The organism is Streptomyces sp. NRRL WC-3549 (assembly GCF_000721935.1).
Classification (GTDB): Bacteria; Actinomycetota; Actinomycetes; order Streptomycetales; family Streptomycetaceae; genus Streptomyces.
Map to the genome: position 1 here is coordinate 37657 of NZ_KL585410.1, position 7604 is coordinate 45260.

4 protein-coding genes are annotated in these 7604 nt (G+C 67.2%); 2 read left to right on the plus strand and 2 right to left on the minus strand.

What is annotated here, in order from left to right:
• The coding region (locus tag IH13_RS0119950) for a carbohydrate ABC transporter permease (protein ID WP_031086330.1) at window positions 1-905 on the minus strand (905 nt) is incomplete at its 3' end.
• A 51-nt stretch (window positions 906-956) separates the two neighbouring features.
• The gene (gene ngcE, locus IH13_RS0119955; RefSeq protein WP_031086333.1) at window positions 957-2405 is read right to left on the minus strand and encodes an N-acetylglucosamine/diacetylchitobiose ABC transporter substrate-binding protein; all 1449 of its coding nucleotides are present in this window, start codon (window positions 2403-2405) and stop codon (window positions 957-959) included.
• Between the two features lie 522 nt (window positions 2406-2927).
• On the opposite strand from ngcE, the gene IH13_RS0119960 reads away from it, so the two are divergent.
• Both IH13_RS0119960 and IH13_RS0119965 read left to right on the plus strand, forming a co-directional pair.
• Window positions 2928-6788, plus strand: a complete 3861-nt coding sequence (locus IH13_RS0119960) for a GH92 family glycosyl hydrolase (protein ID WP_031086335.1) — start codon at window positions 2928-2930, stop codon at window positions 6786-6788.
• A 211-nt stretch (window positions 6789-6999) separates the two neighbouring features.
• Window positions 7000-7604, plus strand: a 605-nt coding sequence (locus IH13_RS0119965) for a hypothetical protein (protein ID WP_063837467.1), incomplete at its 3' end; no start/stop codon positions are given.

The window sequence follows — 7604 nt, forward strand, 5'->3', positions numbered from 1 at the left end:
CGCCGGCCCAGCCGCATCACGATGCCGGCGAAGAGCATGGTGACGATGAGGAGTCCGACGCCGATGGTGGTGGCGTATCCGGCCTGGGCGTCCCGGAAGGCCGTCTGGTAGACGTACAGCGGCAGGATGGTCGTGGAGTAGTCGGGGCCGCCCGGGCCGACGGTCATGACCTGGACGGCGGTGAACGCCTCGACCCCGAGGGCCAGGATGCCCATGTAGACCCAGCCGGACTGCACCGTGTCCCAGAGCAGCGGAAGCGTGATCTTGAAGAACGTCGTGATGCGGTCGGCCCCGTCCAGCAGGGCCGCCTCGTAGAAGTCCTTCGGTATCGAGGCCATTCCGGCGGAGAACAGGACGACGAAGAATCCGACGGTCGACCAGATGAGCACCACCATCACGCAGTACAGCGCGAGGTTCGGGTCACCGAGCCAGTCCGGCTGGAGGCTCTTCAGCCCGACGGCCTTCAGCGCCGAATTCAGCATGCCCGACGTGGGGTTGAAAGCGAACTGGAACAGCAGGGCCACGATCACGATCGACAGGACCTGCGGGAAGAAATAGGCGATCTTGTAGAACGAGGAGCCCCGCACGCCGGCGACCGTGGCGTTCTTCCGCCGCCGGCCGCCGACATTGAGCATGAAGGCGAAGAAGAGTGCGAGCCCCAGCGTCACCAGCGGCAGCAGCAGCACGAGCAGCACACTGTGCTGCAACGACTTCCAGAAGATGTCGTCGTCGAGCATGCGGCTGTAGTTGTCGAAGCCGACCATCTTGAAGTCCGGGCTGAGCCCGGTCCAGTCCGTGAACGAGTAGTAGATGGACTGGACGAACGGCCAGATGACGAAGATGGCGTACAAAGCCAGTGGGACCGTCAGGAATCCCACGATGAAACGGTACTTGCCGTGCTGCATCGTTTTACCGACCCCGATCTCTGAGCGGGTGCCGCCGCTGGTGACGGTGGCTCACTGGTGCTTGTAGCGCGTGATGGACTGGTCCTTGGCCGCCGCGTCGGCGAAGGCCTGGATCTTCTTGATGGTCTCCGCCGGGGTCGCGCGGCCGGCCATCATCTCGCCGATTCCGGCGATACCGATCTGCTCCTTCTGGAGCTTCACGTACCAGTCCTGCATACGGGGGTTCACCACGTTGTCGCCGGCCTTCTTCAGCACGTCGACACCCGACTGCAGGGCGGTGGAGAGCTCCAGCCCGTCGGTGCCTCCGTTGAAGGCGCTGAGGGACTTGACCGACCGGGTGAAGTTCTTCGAGGACTCCTCGGAGAGCATGATGCGCAGCTGCTCCATGGCACCCTCGGGGTTCTTCGACTTCGCCGGGACGATGAACGGTTCGCCGCCGGAGGCCCAGATGGTGCCGAAGGGCAGCTTGTCGGACGAGTCCAGGCTGGAGGGCGCCCCGACCATCATCTTGAAGTCGTCCGGCGTGGTGGGCGCGGCCTCGTTCTCCACCCACGAGCCGTTCGGGATGAAGAGCGCCTTGCCCTTGGTCCACTCGGTCTGCGACTGGATGTGGGTGAGACCGGGGGTGCCCTTGAGGATGTAGCCCTTCTGGAAGAGCTCGTAGTACGCCTCGAACGCGGCCTTGACGGCCGGGTCCTTCCAGGCGTTCGGCTCCAGGTTGTCGATCTTGTCGAGGACCTCGCGGCCACCGATCTTCCCGATGAAGGGGTACAGCGAGAACGGCAGGTAGTACGGGTACTTGCCCGGGTAGGTCCAGCCGGCGACGCCCTTCTTCTTCGCCTTGGCGCAGAGCGCGAGCATGTCGTCCCAGGTCTCCGGGTACGTCGCGTCCAGCTTCTCCAGCTCCGTCTGCGAGTACCAGACGCCGTAGACCGTGTACGCGTAGTACATGATCCAGACCGGGTCGCCTTCGAACTGGCCCATCTCCAGGACACCGGGGCGCAGCGTGTCGCGGACCTTCTTGGCGGGGTCGTCGATGGACGGGGCGTCCATCAGCGGGGTCAGGTCGAGCAGTTGCTTCTTGCCGACCAGTACGCCCATGTCCATCTGCTCGGCGCCGGAGTTGTCGATCAGGTCGGGCGGGGTGCCGCCGTTGAAGCGCGGCTGCAGCGTCGACTGGATCTTCTCGGTCGCGGCGTGCTTGACCTTCGGTGCCTTGGGGAAGGCCTCGTTGTACTTCTTCTCCGCGTCGATGGCGTACTGCTCACCGAAGCCACCGTTGAAGATGACGACCTCGAGGGGGGCGGTCTCATTGACACCGAGCGGGTTCTTCGCGCTCTTGGTGCCCTTCTTCACCTTGTCGTCGGTCCCGCTGTCGCCACTCGCGCAGGACGTCAGGAAGCTCATCGTCGGGACGGCGATCAGGCCGAGTGCGGCCGAACGCTTGATCACATCGCGACGGCCAAGGCCCTCATTCTTGTGGGCGGAGGTGGATCCCATGCTCAAGTCCTCGCCTTCTCCAGGACTCAGGCGGTGTACCGGTCACCCGTCGTGAATTCGCCTCAGGCGAAGGGCCCCGCCACCGCGGTCAGTTGCGCTTGGGTCGTGCAGATTGCCGGATCGTGCCAGGTGCAGTGGGGGAGTTTCCGGGAGAACGGCGCAGTGGGCACCCCTATCGGCACACACAGACGTGACCCCGTCCCCCGTCCCCCGTATCCGCCGGCCGTGGGAAACAGCTGTGCGGACGCCGACAGGTATAGTCCACTTGCTGCCGACTGAGCAAGATCGAATGCAGGTTTGAGCGGCAGTCTTTCCCGAGTTGAGACCTCACGGGCGTGTCGGCACCGTGTGCCCGGAGAGCGGCCGGTGCACCGGAATGCCCATTTCCGCTTTGTCGGTCGACTCGGCCGGTGATCGACGTGCAACACCCTTGACACATCCCGCCACTTGACTCCCTACTGGTATCCGCGTCCCCACAGTGACAACGTTGTCCATGCGTGCCCCCAGGAGGATTTGCTTCGTATGCAGTCCCTACGCGCCTTTCGACCGGACTTCCGGAAAAGACACGGCTACGGGGCCTCGGTCACCGCGGCCTCCGTCGTCCTCGCCCTGGCCGCTCCGACCGCCGCCCTCGCGCAACCGGCCGGCCCCGCACGGAAACCCGCCGGGAACACCTCATTCCACTCCTCCTTCGAAGCCGATGAAAAGCAGCCGGATTGGCGGAATACCGTCGAAGAAGGCCCCGGCGGAAAGAAGAAGGCTTCAGGTGTCGACGGCGGATTCTCCGCCGGAATACCGGGCAACGTCACCGACCGGGTGACAGGGATACGGGCCGGCGGTGAGAACGTCGCCGGCGGCGAGGTGAAGGAGAACCTCGTCGACGTGGAGCCCACCACGAAGTGGCTGGCCTTCGCGCCCACCAGCTGGGTGGAGTTCGACCTCGCAGAGCCGGTGAAGCTCGCCACCTACGCCCTGACCTCGGCGAACGACCACGCCGAACGCGATCCGAAGGACTGGACCCTGAAGGGCTCCACCGACGGCAAGACGTGGAAGGACCTGGACACCCGGACCGGCCAGTCCTTCTCCGAACGGTTCCGCACCACCTCGTACGACATCACCCCGGACCAGGCCTACCCGCACTACCGGCTGGAGTTCACGAAGAACAACGGGGCGTCGGACGCGATCCAGCTCGCCGACGTCCAGTTCTCCGACGGCGACACCTCCGCCCCCGCCCCCGCCGAGATGCGCACCCAGCCCGACCGCGGCCCGTCGGGCTCCCCGACCGCCAAGGCCGGTGCCGGGTTCACCGGCACGAAGGCGCTCAAGTACGCGGGCACGCACCAGCCGAAGGGCCGCGCCTACTCGTACAACAAGGTCTTCGACGTCGACACGGCCGTCACCAGGGACACCCGGCTCTCCTACCTGGTCTATCCGCAGATGGGCGAGACCGACCTGAACTATCCGGCCACGCACGTGGCGGTGGACCTCGCGTTCACCGACGGCACCTACCTGAGCGACCTGAAGGCCACCGACAGCCACGGCGGGCTGCTCACCCCGCAGGGCCAGGCGGACGCCAAGCGGCTGTACGTGAACCAGTGGAACAAGGTCGAATCGTCGATCGGCACGGTCGCGGCGGGCAAGAGGGTCGACCGGATCCTGGTGGCGTACGACTCCCCCCAGGGCCCCGCGAAGTTCCAGGGCTGGATCGACGACATCACGATCGCCCCGAAGGCGCCGGAGAAGCGCAAGGCGCACCTGTCGGACTACGCCTCGACCATCCGCGGCACCAACTCCAGCGGCAGCTTCTCGCGCGGCAACAACATCCCCGCGACGGCCGTCCCGCACGGCTTCAACTTCTGGACCCCGGTGACCAACGCCGGCACCACGAGCTGGCTCTACGACTACGCGCTCGGCAACAACGAGGACAACCTCCCGACGCTGCAGGCGTTTTCGGCCAGTCACGAGCCGAGCCCCTGGATGGGCGACCGCCAGACCTTCCAGCTGATGCCGTCGGGGGGGCCGTCGGCGGCCTCCGGTACGCCGGACGCCTCCCGCACGGCCCGCGCGCTGCCGTTCCGCCACGAGAACGAGACGGCGAAGCCGCACTACTACGGGGTGACGTTCGAGAACGGCCTGAAGGCCGAGATGACGCCCACCGACCACGCGGCGCGGATGCGCTTCACCTTCCCCGGCGACGACGCGAGCGTCGTCTTCGACAACGTCAGCAACGACGGCGGCCTCACCCTCGACGCGGCGACCGGCTCCTTCACGGGCTACTCCGACGTGAAGAGCGGCGGATCCACGGGCGCCACCCGGCTGTTCGTCCACGGTGTCTTCGACGCGAAGGTGACCGACAGCGGCCGTCTGAAGGGCGGCGGCGGTGACGACGTCACCGGGTTCTTCCGCTTCGACGCCGGGAAGGACCGCACGGTCGGCCTGCGCCTGGCCACCTCCCTGATCAGCGTCGACCAGGCGAAGAAGAACCTCGCCGCGGAGCTGCCCGCGCGGCACTCCTTCGAGCGGGTGCGCAAGGACGCGCAGAGGTCCTGGGACGAGATCCTCGGCAAGGTCGAGGTCGAGGGCGCGAACGCGGACCAGCTGACCACCCTCTACTCCAGCCTCTACCGCCTGTACCTCTACCCCAACTCCGGCTTCGAGCAGGTGGACGGCAAGAGCGTCTACGCCAGCCCGTTCTCCGCGCCCACCGGCACCGACACCCCGACGCGGACCGGGGCGAAGATCGTCGAGGGTGAGGTGTACGTCAACAACGGCTTCTGGGACACCTACCGGACGACCTGGCCGGCGTACTCCTTCCTCACCCCGAAGCAGGCCGGCACGATGGTCGACGGCTTCGTCCAGCAGTACAAGGACGGTGGCTGGATCTCGCGCTGGTCCTCCCCCGGTTACGCCGACCTGATGACCGGCACCAGCTCGGACGTCGCCTTCGCCGACGCGTACGTCAAGGGCGTCGACTTCGACGCCGAGGCGGCGTACGACGCGGCGGTCAAGAACGCCACGGTGGCCCCGCCGTCCTCCGGCGTCGGCCGCAAGGGCATGGAGACCTCGGTCTTCACCGGGTACGCGGACACCTCCACGCACGAGGGCCTCTCCTGGTCGCTGGAGGGCTACCTGAACGACTACGGCATCGCCCGGATGGGCGAGGCGCTCTACAAGAAGACGAAGAAGGCGCGCTACAAGGAGGAGTCGGAGTACTTCCTCAACCGGGCGCAGAACTACGTCAAGCTCTTCGACGAGGAGGCCGGCTTCTTCCAGGGCAGGAAGGCGAACGGCGACTGGCGGCTGCCCTCCGACCAGTACGACCCGCGGGTCTGGGGCTACGACTACACCGAGACCAACGGCTGGGGTTACGCCTTCACCGCACCGCAGGACAGCCGCGGTCTGGCCAACCTCTACGGGGGCCGCGACGGCCTCGCGAAGAAGCTGGACACCTACTTCTCGACACCCGAGACCGCCGGCCCCGAGTTCGTCGGCTCGTACGGCGGGGTCATCCACGAGATGACCGAGGCGCGTGACGTGCGGATGGGCCAGTACGGCCACAGCAACCAGGTCGCGCACCACGCCGCGTACATGTACGACGCGGCCTCCCAGCCGTACAAGACGCAGGAGAAGGTGCGCGAGGTCCTCGGCCGGCTGTACACCGGCAGCGAGATCGGCCAGGGCTACCACGGCGACGAGGACAACGGCGAGCAGTCGGCCTGGTTCCTCTTCTCCTCGCTCGGCTTCTACCCGCTGGTGATGGGCAGCGGTGAGTACGCGATCGGCTCGCCGCTCTTCACCAAGGCGACCGTGCACCTGGAGAACGGCCGCGACCTGGTCGTGAAGGCGCCCGGGAACAGCGCGAAGAACATCTACGTCCAGGGCCTGAGGGTCAACGGCAAGAAGTGGACCTCGACTTCGCTGCCCCACGACCTGCTGGCCAGGGGCGGGACGCTGGACTTCGACATGGGTTCCAGGCCGTCGGCCTGGGGCACCGGCAAGAACGCCGCCCCGGTCTCCGTCACCCAGGACGACAAGGTCCCCGCTCCCCGGGGCGACGTCCTCGACGGCGACGGCGCGCTCTTCGACGACACCTCGGCCACCTCGGCGAGCGTCGAGTCGGTGGATCTGCCGGTGCCCTCGAAGACGAAGGCGCTCCAGTACACCCTGACGTCGGCCACGGCGGACGCGGCCCCCACGGGCTGGGTGCTCCAGGGCTCCTCGGACGGGACCCGGTGGAAGGACCTGGACAAGCGGTCCGGACAGACGTTCTCCTGGGACAGGCAGACCCGGGCGTTCTCGGTGGCCAAGCCGGGGATATACGCCAAGTACCGGCTGGTCAGCACGGAGAGGGCGACGCTCGCGGAGGTCGAACTGATCTCCTGACCCGCTCACCCATCCCGCAGAAGGACGGGCCGCCCCGGCACGGGGCGGCCCGTCCGCGTGTGCGAACCGCCGCCCCTGACCCCGTATCGGCCAGTCAGGGTACTTCTGGGCGCTTTTACCGTGTCCCTACACACTCTTTTGACGATCCATGGCATCACTTAGGCGATCAGGTGATCAGTACGACAATCATCTCGGCTTGAAGGAGCCCAGCATGCGCATTTCCGCTTCCGTCCGCTCCCGCAGCGTCCGTGCGGGCACCACGGTGGCCACCGCGGTCGCCGTCGCCGGAGCCACCCTCGCCGGGGCACCCGCCGCCTACGCCGCCCCCGGCGACAGCGGTGACATCGACGTCCGCTCGGTCGGCTGGCACTCGCGCGGCGACCGCGACGGGGTCGAGGTCTGCAAGTTCGTCCTCGTCGCCAGCAACTTCGAGTCGTTCCCGTCGGTGCCGTGGACGATCACCGCGCAGCCCCCGACGGTTCCCCCGGGGGACACCCTGCAGAGCACGCTGCCGCTGGTGAACGGCTCGGCGCGCAGCCAGGAGTACCTGCTCCCGGAGGGCACCTACCAGCTGGTGTGGACCGTCCCGGCGGGCCCGAAGCAGAAGAGCTTCGAGGTCGACTGCTCCCGGCCCGCCGACAAGGGCGACCGTTCGGAGGGCAACGGCCGGGGCGCCTCGGAGTCGGGTGCGGAGAAGGGCGGCTGGGAGAAGCCGTCCGGCGCGGTGCCCGCGGGCGGCGGCGGCGTCCCGGACATGGAGAGCGTCAGCGCCGAGAGCGACTCGAACGTCGGCACCACCTGTCTCTTATACACATC

Bases quoted from the DNA above. Each gene is read 5' to 3' on its own strand.
- ngcE (WP_031086333.1), bottom strand. From the start codon at position 2,405: ATGGGATCCACCTCCGCCCACAAGAATGAGGGCCTTGGCCGTCGCGAT.
- IH13_RS0119960 (WP_031086335.1), top strand. From the start codon at position 2,928: ATGCAGTCCCTACGCGCCTTTCGACCGGACTTCCGGAAAAGACACGGC.